Below are 19,377 nucleotides of genomic sequence, written 5' to 3'. Positions count from 1 at the left end.
GGACTCTTAAGGTTCTGCTCCTAATCTAGACATGACTCAAAAAAGGGATGATCAACACTATAATCAAGACAGGTATTGATAACATCATTTGCCTTTTAGTAACGATCGTTATCTGCAAGCTACTCGAAGGATCTAAAATCTGTTTAATCCTGAAGTTCACGGCATCTTCAGCAAAATAAACTGTACCTTTCGTTGCTACTGTTTGGTTCTGGTGGTGAAGTAAAACTAGCAGCGCATTCCCCAGTGGCTTCGCACTGTTCATTTGACGCATCGCATATCGGTCTGCCATTAATTCCATCCATACGGAGTAATATTTCACCAAAGCCTCGATAACGGGCAAATACATAAAGCTCTTCCTAGTAAGCGTTAGTATAAGGTTTTGCAAGGGATGATAAAAACGACAGTGGTAAACTTCATGCCAAATGATGGCTTGAAGTTCATTTTTCCCAAGCACTTCAATTGCTCCGGTCGATAATACGATTTTCGGTTTCAATGCGCCCACCGCCATGGCAACAAAGGAGGGGGTCGATATGACAGTAATCCTCATATTTTCCTCAGGGAATAAAGCTTGCCACTCTCTGGACAACTCATGATTCGAGAATCTTCTCATTGATAATTCCAGGCGAAAATGTAACACTGCTTGTGAAATCAGATGGTAAAAGAATACTGCCGAAGAGTATAGGATAAGTCCATTAAAAAGTCTTTCATAAAGCATATGGTTGCTGAAAATATCAAACATAACCTGCCCTATCCAGTGTAACAAATCCGTGCTTTCCGGAACGTCTCGCAGCTGATGAAGTACACTAGATCCCATCTGATAGACCACCCAACCCACAATACAGAAAAGCAGGATCAAAATGTTTCTCGGTTTCTTAATCATGATTACCTTCATTCCTGTCGTCGAGTTCACTTAGCTTATCACGTAGTTTGTCTATTAATAGTGAATCCACCTGGTCAATACGATCCAGAAAATGACTTACGATCAGCGCATCAAAATCCTGAAATAGCCCTTCAGTAACGGCTTTGGTTTGTTCCATAATAAACTGGTCCTTATTTTGTACTGGATAAAAAAAGGTCAATTTATTCCGTCCGCCGCCACTCGTTTCTTTTCGAAGATGTCCCTTTTCCGCTAAACGAATCATGACCGTCATTACGGCAGTTAAGGAGATGGGATCTTCTTGGTTTATAATTTCATGCAATTGTTTGATGGTCAGTTTCTCTTTCTGCCAAATAATCTCCATAATCTTGGCTTCAAGTGAGCCAAAAAATCGATGCAAGCCTTCTTCATTAACGTTGTATTTATTTATTCGCAATTCTCTTTTCCTCCCGAACAGCTTTCTCTCATTTTAGCATGTCCAGTTGGATAGACAAAGAGCCGGGTAATTTAAGAGTGTCCTGAGGCTAGTACCCATACCGAACCTGCAACGACTGTGATCGCAATAAAGACTGCGAATAAAATCGTGCTGGTTTGTATCTTGCTATTTGCGCTTTCCGTTATATGCATGAACATCAATAACTGAAGAGCGGCTTGCAAGAATGCAAAACTATAAATGATGACCAGAATCGTTGAAGTAGAAAAACTCGATCCGAACGTAACAATTAAAGCAAGTACAGTAAGTAAAATTGAGAACAAATAGCCAATTAAGTGGCTCCACGGAAAACCTTTGTGAACCTTTATTGATGCTACAGCCTTCTCATTATCCATTGTTCACCATTCCTGTCAGGTAGACTCCTGTGAATATGAATATCCACACCACATCAAGAAAGTGCCAATATAAGCTTGAAATAAATACTTTGGATGAGGTTTCGGGTGTCAGTCCCTTTCTCCACAGTTGCAATAGTATGAGTATCATCCAGCCTATACCGAAAGTAACATGTACGCCATGCGTGCCGGCAAGAACAAAAAATGCAGACCAGAATGCACTGGTACCCAGTGTGGCGCCTTCATGAATATAGTTGACGAATTCATAAATCTCGTATCCTAAAAAACCAGCCCCCAGGCCAAGGGTTACCAGCAGCCATGCAACCAAGCCTTTTAAGTTCTGTTTACGCATTTGATGGATCGCTAAACCGCATGTAAAGCTGCTTGTAAGCAGCAGAAACGTTTGAATGAATACCCCTTTCATTTCAAACAGTTCTGAAGCTGTAGGACCATTTGCTGTTCGATCGGTCAACACAGCATACGTTGCGAATAAGGTAGCAAATAGTGCGATCTCAGCCCCAAGAAAGATCCAAAATCCAAGTATATTAAGCCTGCTTGTTTCCGATTGATATTCTAACGGCCCTACTTGCTGACCGTTTGAGTGCTCCGTTGATCCCATGGAAATCCCCCTATCTTTGATGATCGCGTTCAATTTCCTCCACGCTGACATAATAACCCTTATCAAAATCACACGATCGTAGAATCATCACTACGACGACACCAAGTGCACCTGCAATCGCCATCCAAAACCATTCAAACACAAGTCCAAAACCGCTTATAAAGAAAAAGATACTCATGACAAATGGTTTGCCTGAGTTACTAGGCATATGAATAGGTTGAAGAGCTTTAGGGTTGTGCTCCCCACCTTTTTTGGTTTTCTTCATAAGCCAGAAAGCATCTAGCCCTTTGACCTCCGGCACAAGAGCAAAATTGTAATGCGGCGGCACCGCCGTGGTTGTCTGCCACTCGAGGGTGCGCCCATTCCAAGCATCTCCACTTTCTTCTCGTTTTGAATGACGGATACTATAATTAATATTGTAGACAAGTAGCAAGAAGGCAGCTCCCATCATGAATCCGCCGATCGTCGCAATGAAATTGAGGCCAAACCACCCAGACTCGGCCGAGTAGGTATAGATACGTCTTGGCATGCCGGCAAGACCGAGGAAGTACATCGGCATAAAGCAGATATTGAAACCTATCATAAACAGCCAAAAACACCATTTGCCAATACGTTCATTCAATTTATGACCAAACATTTTCGGGTACCAGTAGTGCAGCCCCGCAAAACATGCAAAGACAGTACCTGCGATTAATACATAATGGAAGTGCGCAACCAAAAAGTACGTATTATGATACTGATAATCGGCTGCCGCCATTGCGAGCATGACTCCTGTTACCCCGCCTATGACAAAGTTAACGATAAATCCTAACGACCAGAGCATCGGAGTCGTAAATTGGATACTTCCCTTATACATGGTAAATAGCCAATTGAAGATTTTTACGCCTGTCGGTATTCCAATAGCCATCGTCGTAATCGAGAAAACAGAGTTCACCAATGCGCCCGAACCCATTGTGAAAAAGTGATGGACCCAAACGATAAAGCTTAGTCCGGCAATAAGAAGCATGGAGTACACCATTGCTTTGTAACCAAATAGCGTTTTTCGCGCAAAGGTACTAATGATTTCAGAGAAAATACCAAAGGCAGGCAAAATAACAATATAAACCTCCGGATGCCCCCATAACCAAAAGAGGTTCGCCCAGAGCATATCCATCCCTTCCCCGGCCAGCGTAAAGAAATGACTGCCGAAGATACGGTCAAACGTCATTAGTGCAAGTGCAACGGTGAGAATCGGGAATGCAAACACAATGATAATACTGGTCACCAAGGAGGACCAAGTAAAGATGGGCATTCTAAACAATGTCATGCCTGGAGCGCGCATCTTAAATATCGTCACGATGAAGTTGATTCCCGTCAACAATGTACCAATACCGGAAATTTGGAGCCCCATAAGATAGTAATTTTGACCGGGACCGGGGCTTAACTCATTGCTTGCAAGCGGCATGTAGCTTGTCCAACCCGCCGCAGGCGATCCCCCGATTACGAATGAGATGTTAAATAGCATCGCGCCCATAAAGAAGGTCCAGAAACTTACAGCATTTAAGAAAGGGAAAGCAACATCTCGGGCACCGATTTGCAAAGGCACGATGACATTGATCAAGCCGATTAGGAATGGCATCGCCATAAAAATTATCATGATCGTGCCATGTGTAGTAAAGATCTCATTATAATGCTGCGCGTCCAAAAACTTGGCATCCGGGACAGCAAGTTGGGTTCGCATGAGTAGGGCATCAACGCCCCCCCTAAAGAGCATCAGAACGGCAGCGATAATATACATGATACCAAGACGCTTATGGTCAACCGTTGTAAGCCATTCTCTCCAAAGCCATCCCCATTTCTTGAAATACGTCAATGTCGCCACGATTGCAATCATAGTGACGGCAATCGCTACATCAGCACCGTAAATCATGGGATTGCCCGTAACAAAGAACTCATTCCACTTCATTCTTATCTTCGCTCCTCCTAATGTGCACCTGTATGAGTCGATGACGTATCCGCTTCGTTCATTCGGTTGCTTTCATTCATGTCTACTGTTCCTTCCGGCAGTTGACCCAAGCGAACGCGAGCTCTTAATGCATACTCAGCATCTTTGGCGTGATTAACCCACGTTAAGTGCGTAGATGAGTACGTTTGTTCCTCTACATGACCTTGCAGCATAAGCTGGTCATAGATTTCTTGGGTCAATGGGGCAGCGGCTTGTGCCTTCTTCACCCACTCCATCCAATCTGATTCAGTGAGTGCTTCGACTCGAAACGTTTGTTCGGTGAAGCCTTCTCCTGTGAAATTGGCATTCCTCCCCTGGAAGATTCCCTCAACATCGGCTTGGAGGTAAAGCTGCGTCTGCATCCCAGCCATCGCATATTTTTGTCCCCCAAGGGCAGGTATCCAAAAGGATGCCATGGAATCCGCCGAAGTTAACTTAAATAAAATAGGACGCGACTTCGGGATTTTAAGATAATTGACAGTCTCGATATTTTCCTCGGGATAGCTGAATATCCATTTCCAATCTACGGAGGTTGCTTCGATGACCAGCGGCTGCGAGTCTATTGAATTTACCGGCGGCTTCTCCAAAGCGTAAATAGCTTTAACGGTTGGAATAGAGAGCGCAATGACGATTATGATTGGAATTACGGTCCATAGAATTTCAAGCCATTTACTCCCATGCTCACCTTCATAATCGATACCAGCTACTCCCGGCCGTTCCCTGAATTTGATCACAATGAACGTGAACAAGACATAGACAACGATAACAATAATGGCCATGAACAAAATGGAGTACAAAATAAGATCTTTTTGAATCTTCGCAACTGGACCCTTCGGATCTAATACAACATAATTACATCCGGACAACAGCATTACGGCTATAACCATTAACGCCATAAATAACGGCTTCATCCGTTTCATCCGTACCCACCTTCCCCAACCATGTAGTTCAGAGTAACTTCACTCTAACTTTCACTCTACATAAATTAAACTACTTTATGTAGTATTTTAGGCAAGTGTCATACCATGTTCATCCTTTGATCACGCTCAGCACACAATTCGATCACTTTTCAGCCACAAACATGAACAATTGATCATGTATAATACATCGAAATTCATCCGACAAACAGCACGCCAAGAAAATGCAGTATGCCTACGCCCATATAGTAGCCGGCTGAAGCTTCGCTTACCTCTATCTGACCGTCTAAATTTCTTGCCGGATAATAGGCATGTCCGGAGGCTCTACTTTCTCTTCCGCCTACTGGTCAAAAGCTTGCCGAGTATAAGGATGACCACGATTAAAACGACTCCCATTCCAAGATAAAACCCGGCTGGTGCAATTTGCTCGTTCGAGATCGAGTAAGATGAAGTAAGAAGTGCATTATCGGTAAAATTATTTGCATATACATCAATCGGCGCGACAATGAAAAGCAAATACAAAATGACAACGATTTGAATGATCCTCATTGAACATCTCCCTATCTCACATTTAACCACTGCCCTTTCAAAATAACATATGAGCACTTGTTCATCAATTGCATTGGGATCATTAGTTGTTTCAATTTAAAGAACATGCAAGCATAAAAAACCGACACGGACATGGTATTATCCCCTTCAAGTAGACACTCAAAAAAAACTCCATGTTATGATGGGGGTTCGAGTGGAACTTGGAGGGGATATTTTTATGGCATTAAAGGGACAAACATTCCGTACGTACACAGACGATTTCAAGTTGAAGGCGGTTAGAGCGTATCTGGAGGGTTCGGTGAGTTATAAAGTAGCAGCCGAGCGTGAGGGAATTCGTAACTGTTCGCAACTGAAGATGTGGGTGAAGAAATGGCAAAATGGGGAATCATTTGACGAGCGGAAAGCTAGCGAACCCAACCCATTGAAGGGGCGTCAGCGCACCAACTTTATCAGTGTTGAAGAAGAACGAGATTACCTAAAGGCACAGGTGGCCTACTTAAAAAAGCGGTATCCAAATCTAATAAAGGAGCAGCTCCCAGTCAGCGAATGAACTATGAAATAGTCGAAGATCTCCGCCAACTACATAGCATTACATGCCTGTTAGCCATTGCGGGGATACCACGAGCTAGCTACTACAAATGGCGTGCTACACAGCCACTGCGCAAAGCCAAACAAGATCAAGACTACGAAATCAAAGAACACATGATGGCTATACATGCTGCACATCCAGAGTTCGGTTACCCTCGGATGATGATTGCTTTGTGGGAGGCAGGCTACAGAGTGAATCATAAGAAAGTATGGCGACTTATGCGGGAGTTAGCGATTCAATCCGCTATTCGAAGGAAGCGAAGACAGTCGAATTATACACCTTCGGTGATCTATCCAAATCGCTTAAAACGTCAATTCCATGCTACTGCTCCGCAGCAAAAAATGGTGACGGATATTACGTATATTTCCGATGGAACGAACTTTCATTACTTATCCGTCATTCAAGATCTCTTCAATAATGAAATTGTCGCTTGGCAACTATCCGAACGTAACGATGTTCAGCTGGTACTGGATACAGTTAAGCAGTGGACAAGCAAAAGAGACGTGTCAGAAGCCGTGCTCCATTCGGACCAGGGCTTCCAATACACGTCTCAGGCGTACAACAAACGATTAGAGGCATTCGGCGTCAAAGGCAGCCACTCTCGCAAAGCAACCTGCCTGGATAACGCATGCATCGAATCCTTCTTTTCGCATCTCAAGACAGAGAAGCTGTACCTTAACCAGTGTAATTCAGGAGTAGAGATTCGGCAAGCTGTAGAGGACTACATATACCACTACAACTACCGCCGATTTCAGGCCAAATTGAAACAACGCGCACCGGTTGAGTACCGCTGCGCGTTGGCTGCATAGCTTTTTTTCATCTGTCTACTTGACAGGGGTATGACCAGACATCTCCGTAATCGGTTAAATATTGCTATATCTATGCTGTCAGGCCTGTTCCGTGGCCTCACAAATTTTATCTGCTATTTTCTGCGCATCAATCTTCACCCAGCCCAGAAGAGAAGACCCTCTGGAAGTCTGCCATTGCATACCGATATAATATAGTCCTTGGACGGAAGATACTCCATCGGTATGTCTTATTTGGCCATCCGAGTCGAATGCGCCAGGTATTCTAATCCACGCATCATTTCGCTTAAACCCCGTAGCCCAAATAACGTTGCTAACTTCTATGCTGCGTTGATCCGAAAATGTAATGCGTTTACCATCTGCTCTTACTGCGCGTGGATGGACAATAATTTTATTTTCTCTAATCCGATTTCTTAACTCATTACCATAGACGTATTCCGGCTTTTTCCTAAGCCATTTCCCAACAGCGGTACTTTTATGTGCTTTCATCAGCCCCGCTTTATCGAAATACCAAAAGATACTTCTGCCTAGAAGTGTTAGCGGCAGTTGTGATATTGATTTACTTGCAGCTAAGTGAACGTCATGAGTGGCTGTCAATTCACATGCGATTTGTGCCCCAGAGTTGCCAGCCCCGACAACAAGTACACTCCCGTCATGCAGCTGTGAAGCGTTACGATATTCCGAGGAATGCATTTGGTTAACAACTTCAGGTAATGATGATGCAAATTGCGGTATGGCCGGCTCCTGAAAGGGACCTGTAGCAATTACAACCTGATGAGCAAACAGTTGTTCACTTGTCAGGTTGACCTGAAACCCACCATTTTCTCTCGATATCGACAGGACATGCTCAGATGTTCTCACCGGCAAATTAAATTCCTTCGTATAGGCTTTTAAGTAAAGCGCAGCCTCATCTTTACTCGGAAATCCATCTAATTTACCCGGAAAGTCAAAACCCGGCAAACTGTTATAACGTCTTGGTGTAAACAAATGCAGCGAATCATATCGTTGCACCCATGAGTCTCCTACACTTGCGTTCCGCTCCAAAATAATAAAACTCTTATTCCTTTGGGACAGATAGTATCCGACTGCAAGTCCGGCTTGTCCAGCCCCTATTATAATAACGTCATACATTCACTGTACTCCTTTTTGCTCCTACATTCCCCTGTCATTTCTGCCGCTCGTCTTTAGTCCAGAACATGAACAACGTAATGAGTATAAACGCAATGAGAGCCAGGAACGGTATTGTAATAAATCCAAGCCAGTTAATGTAATCAAGGTTACACGGAACACCACTTTTGCACGGCTTTATCGCTGCAAACCCGGGTATCTTTTGCTCCATATAATGAAAGGTTGATATCAAACCGCCTATTATGGATAGGGGCAGCACGTATAATTTCATCTTCTTATCATCACGGTACGCGGCGATCCCCAGCAAAATACTTAACGGGTACATGGCGATTCGCTGGTACCAGCATAATTCGCACGGCATATAGCCCCGCACTTCACTAAAATAAAGGCTTCCTAGAGTGGCAACGATAGCTACAATCCAGCCAAAATACAACGAGTAGTCCCTAATCCGCATATTGGATCCCCCAGTATTACAGTTCTTCCTCGATTAATTTGACGATCGTATCATAATTGAACGGATCGGTGACCATGACATTATTAATCATGATCGTTGGGGTTTGCTTCACCTTAAAATCCTGAACCATCTGCTCATCTTGGTTGACTTCCGGCAGCGTCGATAAGTTGGATAAGGTTTGACCTAGTTCAGAGACATTGATCGCTGGTTCGATCGTTCCTGCAATCTCAAGAATCTTCTCTGTTGTTATCCATGCCGCGTCGTGATCTTCGGTTGGCTGCGCATCAAATAACGCCTTATGGAATGGCCAGAATGCCTCGGGATTCTGAGACCACACTGCCTCGCTTGCCAACGCGCCTAATCTTGACTCTTCGCCGTGAAACAATACGTTCACATAGGCGAACTTCGCTTTCCCGTTATCAATGTAGGCTTCCTTTAACTTCGGATAAATCTGCTCGCCCCACGCTTTACAGGACGGGCACTTGTAGTCACCGAATTCAACAATGGTCACTTTTGACTCAGGATCACCTACTATTGGCTGGGTAGAAGTATCGGGGCCGTTCTTGAACGAATTCGTTTCACCTCCATTCTTTAAAGCTTGATTAGATACGAACAACATCACGAATAAAGCTACAAATACTAAGGTGGAAATAACGAGAGTTTTGCGATTAGGTCCCTGACTTTGACTCTTAGATGGCAAGATTAGTCCCCCTCATTCAGTCTCAAACGCTCTAATAAACTACACAACATAGTATAATATTGCCACTAGCTTCTTACCATCGATTCTAGAGACGGGTCATTGAGAGTTAGCGAATTGTTGCATGACTATTCCAAAAATTTCAATGGATTTAGCTGTTGTCCATTCTTACGCACTTCAAAATGCAAATGTACGCCAGTAGAGCGGCCTGTCGTTCCCATTACGCCTATTTCTTCGCCCTTCTCGACTACCTGTGCTTCTTTCACGCTAATTTTGCTCAAATGCGCATAAAGGGTTCGATAACCATTTCCATGGTTGATAATAATATGGTTGCCATATCCAGAATCGTAACCGGCATACTCAACCTTGCCATGGTCCGAAGCATAGATCGAGCGATCTTGAGATACGGTATCCGTCCCCGCATGCAACCTTCCCCATCGTTTTCCGAAATGACTCGTAATCTCCGGTGATGTGATCGGCCATGCAAAAGAACCGGTACCAATCCCCTTCACTACCTTGGTACCTTGGACAATACGTTTAGGTACAGCCTTCTTAAGTATAGTCGCTTTTATGGCTTTCTCCTCTACAATCTCCCCATTGATTCTTGTCACTAAATAAGTTACTTTTTTCGTTCCTGGAGAACCATTGGATAAAACTTTAGTGACTTCGGAACGCAATGATTCATCGTAATTAACTTCGGTGCCTTGCGGTATTTCCAATGTTTCTGAAACCTCTTCTTCTGTTTTTACAGATAAAATCGGCTGTTGAACGGATAAATTCAAAACGTCCCCTATTGTGATGAGGTCATCCTGTATCCATGGATTATTATCATAAATAACCTTCAACGGAACATTAAATTTCTGCGCAATACAAGAGACACAATCTCCGCTTCTAACAGTGTACGTGACCTTCTTCTCTTCGCTTTCCTCGAGCTTTTTCATCATGGCTTTAGTAGTTAAAAAGTATTGTGAATCGATCACGATTTCTTCCATTGTAATTGACTCTACGAATTCAGTTGTCTTTACGGAAGCAGCATTTACAGGGGAAGCTGAGTAGGATAAGGCTGTGACTCGGCTATTGTTTTTAACAGGCAGATAGCGATTCTTATATTGAGTTAGAATGAGATTTGCTTCTTGCTTGCTCCTAACTACCCCAATAGGTTTATTATCGATCTCCACTAATACGCCCTTGCTTTGAATGGTGAAAAATTGTTCCAGTTCAAGAATGGTCTTCTCGTCTTCTGCTTTACCGAACCATGTCTTTATGGGAACGATAGACATCTCTTCTTCATTCGTTTCAAAGTTCACTCCCGGATGTTTACTCTTATAGGCGAGTATTTTTTGCTGCATCCATGCTTGGATGGTTTGAGGCGATGATACAATGCCTAATTCTTGATTGTTCCTGAGCAGAACGCGATATTCTGTTTTATAGTTTGAAGTTATATAGGCAGTAGCAGCAATAATCCCGAGTAATACTACAATAAAAATGAACCACTTCGATCCTTTAGGTGACAAGCCTCTGATTGATGATGATCGAATAGTCTGCATAACACTCTCCCTTACCATTTTAGTTTTCACATCTTTTTACACGTTAACATATGAATACTTATTCATCAATTATATGTTTTACAATAGCCTTGAAAATACTGTGACATTGATAATAAAAAAAGTGCTTACCATGAACATGGCAAACACTTAGTAGAACCTACCCATTTACACGCATATTGATAACGAAACTTAGTACCATTCCCATAAAAAAAACAGTCGTTATTACACCCATACTGTTGCGCCATAGCCTAATACGAAGAAAGGATTTGTCCTTAGGTTCGCTGTTTCTTTTCTTTTCCTGATACGACCTATGTAAAAACAAGAAAGTAATAAAAGCAGTTACGAAGATGCAATTTGTGAAAAACCAAACTTGTGTCCACACGATCATTGACCCCTTCATTGAGTTCTTTCGCATACAATATAACATATGCGTATATATTCATACTACATTTTTTAGCCAAGAACCTTCGAGAATCAATTGCTTTTTAGCCTAGCAACCGCGTGACAGGGCATGACTTCGGTCTGAAGGGGTACAGTATTAGAAAAGCCCAAAAACAGTAAACAGGTTTGACTTTTCGAACCAATCGTTTTAATATATGAACAAATACTCATATGTTATGAAAGAAGGCGGTTTTGTGAACGAGTATCGGGTTAAAGGCCTGTCCTGCGGAAACTGCGCAATGGGGTTAGAGCATCAGATAAAGGAACTGGAACATGGCGATACGGCTACGCTTAGCTACAATACCGGTAAGCTAAAATTGGACCCTCGGGTATCGTTACCCCAAGTCGAAAAGATTCTAAAAACCGATAATGCCTATATTGATCGAAGCCAAGAGCATTCCCATAACGCCCATTCTGGTCACGCACATGGGGATGGGGATCATAAACACGAGCATGCTCATTCCCACGGTCATGCCCATTCTCACGACCATGCCCATGATCACAGTCATGAACACGGGAATTCTAAGATAATCAAATTGTTAGTTGTCGCCACAATTATCTATCTAGCGGCAGTGTTCGCTGCGGACCAAGTTAATAATATCCTGCAGATTGGATTATATTTAGTTGCAATCGTCTTAAGCGGTTATTCTACCTTCCTAAGGGGACTAAAAAACCTTTTTGCCCTTCGATTCAATATTGATACCCTAATGACGATCGCGTTGACAGGAGCTGTTGCAATTGGCGAGTGGAAAGAAGCTACGCTTGTCGCCCTCCTGTTCGGACTCAATGAACTGCTTGAAGGACTCGGGATGGAAAAAGCCCGCCGCTCAATGGAGACCCTTCTTAAAGTAGCCCCTAAGGAAGCGGTCCGTCTTGAGAACGGGATTGAAACCATCGTTCCCATTGCTTCTCTAAAAGTTGGAGATCTGGTTGTAGTCAAACCAGGCGAGAAGATCCCGTCCGATGGATGGGTAGAGGAAGGCAAAAGCTCGGTGAACGAAGCGGCTATTACCGGGGAATCGCTTCCTGTTGAGAAAGAGAGCGGCGAACGGGTTTTCGGCGGGAGCGTCAATAATGAAGGGCTCTTGAAAGTACGAATCGAAAAGGCATATCAAGACTCTTCGCTGGCTCGAATTCTCCATCTCGTCGAAGAAGCGCAGGAAACCAAAACACCGACCGAGTTGTTTATTAATAAGTTTGCGCGTTACTATACGCCGCTAATCATGATTATTGCTGCCCTTGTTATCTTGATCCCTCCACTATTTCTCGGCGGAGATTGGGGCACCTGGGTATACCAAGGTCTGGCCGTTCTCATTGTAGGGTGCCCATGCGCGCTTATCCTTTCTTCCCCGATCGCGATTGTGTCTGGCATCACACGCAATGCGCGCAACGGTATTCTCATTAAAGGCGGCGTGTTTCTTGAGCAATTGGGGAAAATCGATACCCTTGCATTCGATAAAACAGGTACGTTGACGAAAGGCGAGCCTCACGTCGAACAGCTTGTCGTTTATGATGAAGAACGCTTTTTAAAGGTCGCAGGCTCGATCGAGAAATCGTCCTCACATCCGCTTGCTAAAGCAATCATGAAAAAAATTAGCGATGAGAATATCGAGATTGTTGATCCTGACGAGATTCAAACGGTTTCCGGGCAAGGCATCATCGCTCGGATACAAGGCACACAGTTCTGGCTCGGCAACGAGAAAAGTATGGGACATCTCGTTATCCCTACAGAAGTACGTTCCCAAATCGATGCCTTAAAAGAAAGTGGATTAACACTCGTATTAGTTGCAGATCAAGAACGAATACTCGGCATGTTCGGCATCGCCGACGAAATACGTGAAGAAAGCAAGGATGTCATCGCGAGGCTTCATCGGGTTGGAATCCGGCAAACGGTTATGCTTACAGGCGACCATCAGAAGACAGCTGAAAAAGTGGCTTCCCTGGTAGGTGTTAGCAAGTTCTACGGCAATCTCCTCCCAGAGGACAAAGTAAGCAAAATACAGGAGCTTGGTCAAAGAGGTACGGTCGCCATGATCGGCGATGGCATTAATGATGCGCCTGCGTTGGCATCAGCCCAACTAGGGATTGCAATGGGCAAGGGTACCGACAGTGCAATCGAGACAGCTGATATTGTCCTTATGCAAGACCACCTTGGTAAGCTTCCAGAGGCCGTTTCGGTAGCCAAGAGAGTAAACACGGTTATTAAATTCAATATTGCCTTCTCCCTAGGATTGAAGATAATCGCGCTACTTTTAACAATACCGGGTTGGCTTACACTGTGGTTTGCCATTCTATCTGACATGGGCGCAACTATATTTGTCACCTTAGTTAGCTTGACGATCCTTATTGGTAAAAAACAAGGTTAAATGTTTAGGCAGAGTTTAGCACTCTGCCTTTTTCTTTGTGTTGCAGTCATTAAACTATGGAGGGAATGAAATATGCTTGTTAAAGTAACAACAATTTTCAATTGCGATTCAGAAGAATTATTTCATGAAGTGAAAAAATCTAAGTCCCTTCTTTATATAGCAAAACCGCTTGTGAAATTTGTTCACTCCCCGGAATCCCCCATACCAGAAGTGTGGGAAGATGGTAGATACCTTGTCAGTATGTACTTATTGGGGTTTATTCCGTTCGGCAAACAATGGATCGTCATATCTGTCCATAATGACATTAAACACATTAGGGACAATGGTTATAGTAGATTAATAAAAAAATGGGACCACAATATACACTTAACAAAATTAGGTGACAATAAAACCCTTTACGTGGATACAATCGAAATAAATGCAGGGATACTAACATATTTTATTGTGTTGTTTGCTCATGTATTTTATAGGTGGCGACAAAAAAGATGGTGTAAGCTTCTAAATAATAACTTTGATTATGACGGATAGTAGTCCGTTTTTACTCCCCTCAATAATAAAGAGCATCGTCGTACAACGATGCTCAACGATGCTCTTTATCGTATTAAACTTCATTTCTGTTTCTCAGCTTCTGCATCCATTCCTTCTCGTGTACCTTTCCGAAATTCGGAAAATGTTGAACCAATAGCTCTTCCGAGCTGTGGGAGCTTAGACGGTCCGAAAAGAAGCAGCCCAGCGACAATAATGACCAGAATACCAGTTACCCCAATACCGTAAGGCATAGCCATCCCCCCTAGAAATTCACTAATAGTGCAGTCGCATACATGACCGCGATTCCAAGCGTTATTCCAAGGAAATTGAACCAACTAACCGCTGGGATTTGGATACGCTGGGATTCTCGTAGGATCATCTTGCTGATCACATATACCACCTGCAAAATCGCGCCTGCACCTATGCCGAAAAATAAAGCAGCTAAGGTGTCATTGAAGATAAAACCACCTGTCCAGGTACCCAGAATGGCCGGTGCCCCTGCAATAAGCGCGAGGGAGGCGAATACGTTCCACTTCGGCTTCGCGTTAAGGAGCGGTGCTGCTATACCAACTCCCTCGGTAACGTTATGGAGCGTAAACCCGATAATTAGGAACGTCCCCAAGGCAGCCTCTCCTGCCGCGAATGCAGCACCTATGGCGAGACCTTCCCCAAAGTTATGAAGTCCTATGCCGGCAGCTATTTTATAGGCTATCCCATGTTGATTGCTGTTCTTATCCTTGTTTTTGTTATTCCCTGATTGATCGACTGCAAGGAGGAATAAGAAGCTAAGTATAGCCCCAATCCATACGAGCCCGGTGCCTTGAAATACATTCGGTGCTTCAGCACCTAACTCAAGGCCTTCCTGCATGGTATCGATAACCAAGAAAACCAGCAGACCTACGGTAAAAGCTAATACAGCCTGCATCCCTCTTATCGAAAACCGGCGTAACAACGGATACCAAAGAAGACCCAGTCCCACAGGAACAATACCAACATAGAACCCGATCAAAGCATATTGCATGAAACGATTTGCATCTGGTTCAGGCGTTTTCATCGCCGCGGCTACTTCTCCAGCAAAAATGATTCCATTCGAGGTGATAAGACGAATTTCATGAGGATCTCCTTCTACCCATGGATAGGGTATCGCAATCTTAGCCCGATCGAAGCGATCTAAAGTCGGGCTTGGATCAAAGGTTGCATTCCAGAACGCATCATCGACGACAACCTGCGCAATCGTCACCTCTTCAGGACCACTGTTCAGAATAGTGACTTCAAAACCTTCATCTAGCAGCGTGATTCGCTCGATATCTATGACCTCAATCGGTGCAGCTTGTTGCTCCTCTACGCCACTTCCTACTTTAGTTATTAACGTAATGATTACAGTAAGTATCAGAAGAGGACCCAGAGCCCAGACCCAAACCTTTCCGCTTTTACCTAATCGCAATATCCTTCACCTCCTATGAACGGCTTGTGTACTATTCGACTTGGAAGAATCCCATCCAACCAAGCTCCGTAAATTCGCTCTGATGCGCATGAAACATGTACTTCCCAGGTGCAGGGAATATGATTTCTACAAGGCCTCGTTCTCCCTGGCATTGCATAATGGTATCAGTAAAAGCAGGTCTAGCCTCAGGATCTGCCCCTGTAGCGTAGTAGTGAAAATAATTCGCATGCAAGTGGAAGGAATTAATAAGATCAAATTCTGTCATATTGCTAATATAGATTCGAATCAACTCCCCTGCCCTTACCTTGATCGGCCTCGACATATATGCAAAGGCATATCCATTAACAGTGTACACCTCATTCTCGCCATCCAAATCCAGGTCAAACCCGTTCATAACCATAGAGAACTCTTTGGCCGGCTTACGTGGAACTTTGGGGTCGATAATGAAATTACCATAGAGTCCTTTATGAATATGTCTTGTAAAAGGTTGAACGTGGCAATGATAAACTTGCATCCCCGCAGGCTTCGCCTCAAACTCATAAATGAACGTCTCACCCGGAAGGACTGGCTCTAGACCATCCATATCTGTTGGATGAATGCCATGAAAATGAATGGAGTGAGGGTGTGCTGAACCGTTTCGGAAGGTGACTCTCACAATGTCTCCTTCTGTACATCGAAGCGTAGGACCAGGAATGGTGCCATTATAAGCCCATCCTGGGAACCGAATTCCTTTAGCAATTTCCAGTTCCCAATCTGCTGCGATCATCTCGTAGTCTCTGACTGTCCTCCCGTCAGCTCGCACGCTTACCTTCCCATAATCAAATGCTGTCAGTGCTTGAACTGCCTTCTCTAGCCCTTCTGTCATTTCTGCTCCTGGGTCATAACCATGCGACATACTCTGATGGCCTTGTGCTTTCAGCTTATCGTGTGCATCGTGCTTCGTCGTGTCTTGTGCTGCCTTCGCAAACATGGAAACGGGGTTCATTATTGAACTCCCCAACAATCCAACTATTCCCCCCGCACCAATCTTCAATATATTGCGTCTGCTTATTCTCGTTTTTGGATCCAACATGGAATGCCCCCTTCTGGTAATTGAAACATTCTCTCGACCAAAAAATATAGACTAACGAAAAACTATTTTCCTTAGGACAAAATGTTTCCTGAAGGAAACTTTAATTCGAATATATGCTATTATCTGGGCGCTGTAAACCACTTTTTTCTAAGGCTTGTCCAATATAAAAAGAGACCCTTAGGGGTCTCATCAAAACCGAGCAGTAAAAGCTTCACCTGCCGCTCGTCATTTTGTTATACTTAACACAATTAACCAACAGGGACGCAAGGAGGGGGAAGAGTTGGCTCCTGTAATTAAACGCAATATAATAAGGTGCCTGAGCTGCAACGATATGTTAGAATCAAGGCACAGATATGATTATCGATCTTGTGGCTGCGGATCTGTATCAATTGATGGAGGTATGGATTATTTAAGACGATCGTTCCCTTCTGGAAATCCTGAAGATTGGTATGAGGAATTGTCTGAGTATATTGCCTCGGACACTGACGATGACTTTATCGGTTAAAGTATAAGATTAAGAGAAACACCTTTGGATAACAAATTTGCTCTCCTCTAACGAGGTGTCCTAGAGCCTCTAGCGCCCCAATATTTATAAGGAGCCTTTAGGAGGTTATATCCCCGAAGCCCTAGACTACAACCTCAATTATTAAAACCGAATCCAAAGCTTTGGAATGCAAAAAGACCCGATTAATTACACTCGGGACCTTTCGTGTTATTTGTACATCTTGACTAGCTCTCGCCTCCAAATTTTCATCCACCAACCGACTGTTCAGCTAAGTCTTCAAATATCAATACTATCAAAATTATAATTCAAGTCTCGTAACTGCTTATTTATTTCAGTGTTATACTTTCTACCAACTTCTGATATTAAATGCAGGTTTTTTTTGGCTCTAGAACAAATAACATATAACAACTTTTTTGACGATTCTTCCGAAGCTTGACTGTTATTCCTTAAAGAGAAGTGTGGAATAAGACCCTCGAGTAGTCCGAATGCAATTACTGTCGTGAACTCTTCCCCCTTAACACCCTGACAGGTGTTTACAACAACCCCCTTATGCTGCTTAAACATAGTTCTGAAGCTGGAAATATCTAGTGAAGATAGAGAAAGTTCCTTCTGCAGTCTTTGTTTCAAACCGTTGAAAAACGCATTGTAATGCTCTTCAAGTAAATGATGATCTGCCAATTGGATTTTCAATTTCTGAAGGAACTCGCTAAATGACTCGCGCAAAAACAGTTCGCCATCATATTGATGAGAGTGGATCGAATTAATAATTTTTAATAGGCCCCTTGGTTCCAAATCGTATGGGCTACCGGTGAACTGATTCATTTCTCGTAGTACTTCATTGGCCCAGCGAATACGATTCATATAAAGACTAGGCTGTGGTTCTGTTAGAAATAATCGTGCAACTTTAAACCAAAAATTCTCAGCTCGACGTGGTAGTGGAGATAATCCCGGTGCATCAAAATCAATATGCGGCAATAATATCTTTAAACGTCTTGCCATTGGAATTAGTAACATCCACTGGGGTGCTATAACACATATTTCATTCATAGGAATACCTTTTTGAATACTCCTGTTAATTAAACTTGCGATTTCTTCAGTTAATGAGTCAACGTCCACAACATCATTAAGAGTAATTTCCCCTTGCACTCGTGAAGTCTCTCCTAAAGCAGTTATTTCAAGATCTGTGAGTTGAAAAGTACGATATAGATCAATAATTCTTTGGGAGGACCGGTAGTTTCCTGACAGGTTGCAATGTGTAATTGAATAGCCGCCGATTTCTTCGACAATTTCTCCAAGGGATTTTGCAACCCCTCCTAAAGTGTCAAATATTGCTTGATCAGGATCTCCGACGAATAATACCCTAGTAATACCATTTCCACAACTAACAATTTTACCTATAATTCCGTACTGTAAATCTGAGGTATCTTGATACTCGTCAACAAATATTCTTGGAAATAAACTTGACAACGTTTTTGCGATTTGAGGGCGTTCGGTAAGAATTTGAAAAGCAATATAAAGTATCATGTCAAAATCGATCAATTTATTACTCTCCAGATAATTATGATATTCTATAACAATATCCCTTTTGCTCTGGGTTACGTTTAGAACATCTCCACTACGATTAAACTTTGTATTAACTCCGTCGTAATACCTTAATCCATAATCTTCTTTTAGCCTTGATAAAAGTGCCTCCTGTCTATGCTCATCAATTACAGTAAAGCCATTTTTGGTTTTATCATGATAGCCAGCATAGGGTTTTATAATCCATTCCAAACAAAAAGAATGAATTGTGCCAGTCCACAATTGGCTTGTTTCAATGTTCATCAAATCTATTCTGCTTTGAATTTCATCCGCAGCTCTGTTAGTAAATGTAAGAGCGATCAAGAACTTTTTGCGTTCGATTGTCGAAAGTTCATGTGCAATCTTTCTAGTCAGTGTCCTAGTCTTGCCACTTCCAGGACAGGCTGTGACTAATATATTTCCTTCCATATCAATAATTCTTTGTTGTTCAGGATTAAGACCATCCATA

The 19,377-nt window shown here is 43.0% G+C and carries 18 protein-coding genes; 4 read left to right on the top strand and 14 right to left on the bottom strand.

Going from position 1 to position 19,377, the window contains the following annotated elements; translation table 11 throughout:
• Positions 1-25: 25 nt before the first annotated feature.
• From GE073_RS05240 to qoxA, 6 genes are all read right to left on the bottom strand, one after another.
• Positions 26-880 carry a M56 family metallopeptidase gene (locus GE073_RS05240; protein WP_194843279.1) on the bottom strand — a complete coding sequence of 285 codons (855 nt, stop codon included), beginning with the start codon at positions 878-880 and terminating at the stop codon, positions 26-28.
• Positions 873-1,313, bottom strand: a complete 441-nt coding sequence (locus tag GE073_RS05235) for a BlaI/MecI/CopY family transcriptional regulator (protein ID WP_153782937.1) — start codon at positions 1,311-1,313, stop codon at positions 873-875. Before GE073_RS05235 ends, GE073_RS05240 begins: the two co-directional genes overlap by 8 nt.
• 71 nt (positions 1,314-1,384) lie before the next feature.
• Positions 1,385-1,705: a cytochrome aa3 quinol oxidase subunit IV gene (qoxD, locus tag GE073_RS05230; RefSeq protein WP_153782936.1), complete on the bottom strand. Its 321-nt coding sequence runs from the start codon at positions 1,703-1,705 to the stop codon at positions 1,385-1,387.
• The gene (gene qoxC / locus GE073_RS05225; RefSeq protein WP_153784670.1) at positions 1,698-2,321 is read right to left on the bottom strand and encodes a cytochrome aa3 quinol oxidase subunit III; all 624 of its coding nucleotides are present in this window, start codon (positions 2,319-2,321) and stop codon (positions 1,698-1,700) included. Before qoxC ends, qoxD begins: the two co-directional genes overlap by 8 nt.
• Before the next feature lie 10 nt (positions 2,322-2,331).
• Entirely contained in the window at positions 2,332-4,272 is a 1,941-nt protein-coding gene (gene qoxB / locus GE073_RS05220; protein ID WP_153782935.1) for a cytochrome aa3 quinol oxidase subunit I, read from the bottom strand.
• An 11-nt stretch (positions 4,273-4,283) separates the two neighbouring features.
• A complete protein-coding gene (qoxA, locus tag GE073_RS05215) occupies positions 4,284-5,225 on the bottom strand; it encodes a cytochrome aa3 quinol oxidase subunit II (RefSeq protein ID WP_153782934.1) in 942 nt (313 codons plus the stop codon).
• A 763-nt stretch (positions 5,226-5,988) separates the two neighbouring features.
• On the opposite strand from qoxA, the gene GE073_RS05210 reads away from it, so the two are divergent.
• The gene (locus GE073_RS05210; RefSeq protein ID WP_153782933.1) at positions 5,989-6,321 is read left to right on the top strand and encodes a transposase; all 333 of its coding nucleotides are present in this window, start codon (positions 5,989-5,991) and stop codon (positions 6,319-6,321) included.
• Positions 6,318-7,169: an IS3 family transposase gene (locus tag GE073_RS05205; RefSeq protein ID WP_153782932.1), complete on the top strand. Its 852-nt coding sequence runs from the start codon at positions 6,318-6,320 to the stop codon at positions 7,167-7,169. The genes GE073_RS05210 and GE073_RS05205 overlap by 4 nt, the downstream gene beginning before the upstream one ends.
• A 78-nt stretch (positions 7,170-7,247) precedes the next feature.
• Here the strand turns inward: GE073_RS05205 and GE073_RS05200 are convergent, their stop codons facing one another.
• The 4 genes from GE073_RS05200 to GE073_RS05185 all read right to left on the bottom strand — a co-directional run bounded on the left by GE073_RS05200 (position 7,248) and on the right by GE073_RS05185 (position 10,992).
• Complete coding sequence (locus GE073_RS05200; protein ID WP_153782931.1) at positions 7,248-8,297, bottom strand: flavin-containing monooxygenase; 1,050 nt, start codon at positions 8,295-8,297, stop codon at positions 7,248-7,250.
• A gap of 34 nt (positions 8,298-8,331) precedes the next feature.
• Positions 8,332-8,748: a disulfide oxidoreductase gene (locus GE073_RS05195; RefSeq protein WP_153782930.1), complete on the bottom strand. Its 417-nt coding sequence runs from the start codon at positions 8,746-8,748 to the stop codon at positions 8,332-8,334.
• Positions 8,749-8,764: 16 nt separating this feature from the next.
• Entirely contained in the window at positions 8,765-9,448 is a 684-nt protein-coding gene (locus GE073_RS05190; protein ID WP_228551284.1) for a DsbA family protein, read from the bottom strand.
• Positions 9,449-9,573: 125 nt separating this feature from the next.
• Positions 9,574-10,992 carry a LysM peptidoglycan-binding domain-containing M23 family metallopeptidase gene (locus GE073_RS05185; RefSeq protein WP_194843278.1) on the bottom strand — a complete coding sequence of 473 codons (1,419 nt, stop codon included), beginning with the start codon at positions 10,990-10,992 and terminating at the stop codon, positions 9,574-9,576.
• A gap of 635 nt (positions 10,993-11,627) precedes the next feature.
• Here GE073_RS05185 and GE073_RS05180 point away from each other — a divergent pair.
• Together GE073_RS05180 and GE073_RS05175 are read left to right on the top strand one after the other, a co-directional pair.
• Positions 11,628-13,799, top strand: coding sequence for a heavy metal translocating P-type ATPase (locus GE073_RS05180; RefSeq protein ID WP_153782928.1), 2,172 nt, complete (start codon positions 11,628-11,630; stop codon positions 13,797-13,799).
• Positions 13,800-13,871: 72 nt separating this feature from the next.
• Complete coding sequence (locus tag GE073_RS05175; RefSeq protein WP_153782927.1) at positions 13,872-14,327, top strand: hypothetical protein; 456 nt, start codon at positions 13,872-13,874, stop codon at positions 14,325-14,327.
• A gap of 80 nt (positions 14,328-14,407) precedes the next feature.
• On the opposite strand, the gene GE073_RS05170 is transcribed toward GE073_RS05175, so the two are convergent.
• The 4 genes from GE073_RS05170 to GE073_RS05155 form a co-directional block, all read right to left on the bottom strand.
• Complete coding sequence (locus GE073_RS05170) at positions 14,408-14,578, bottom strand: twin-arginine translocase TatA/TatE family subunit (protein WP_153782926.1); 171 nt, start codon at positions 14,576-14,578, stop codon at positions 14,408-14,410.
• A gap of 11 nt (positions 14,579-14,589) precedes the next feature.
• A complete protein-coding gene (locus tag GE073_RS05165) occupies positions 14,590-15,771 on the bottom strand; it encodes a ZIP family metal transporter (protein ID WP_228551282.1) in 1,182 nt (393 codons plus the stop codon).
• A 31-nt stretch (positions 15,772-15,802) separates the two neighbouring features.
• Complete coding sequence (locus GE073_RS05160; protein WP_153782924.1) at positions 15,803-16,843, bottom strand: multicopper oxidase domain-containing protein; 1,041 nt, start codon at positions 16,841-16,843, stop codon at positions 15,803-15,805.
• 781 nt (positions 16,844-17,624) lie between these two features.
• Positions 17,625-19,376 (bottom strand): UvrD-helicase domain-containing protein, encoded by a 1,752-nt coding sequence (locus GE073_RS05155; RefSeq protein ID WP_153782923.1) that lies wholly within the window; start codon positions 19,374-19,376, stop codon positions 17,625-17,627.
• Position 19,377 lies beyond the last annotated feature (1 nt).

It is taken from the genome of Paenibacillus sp. B01 (assembly GCF_009649995.1).
GTDB lineage: Bacteria > Bacillota > Bacilli > Paenibacillales > Paenibacillaceae > Paenibacillus_O > Paenibacillus_O pasadenensis.
This window is presented reverse-complemented; position numbering and strand designations above follow the sequence as displayed.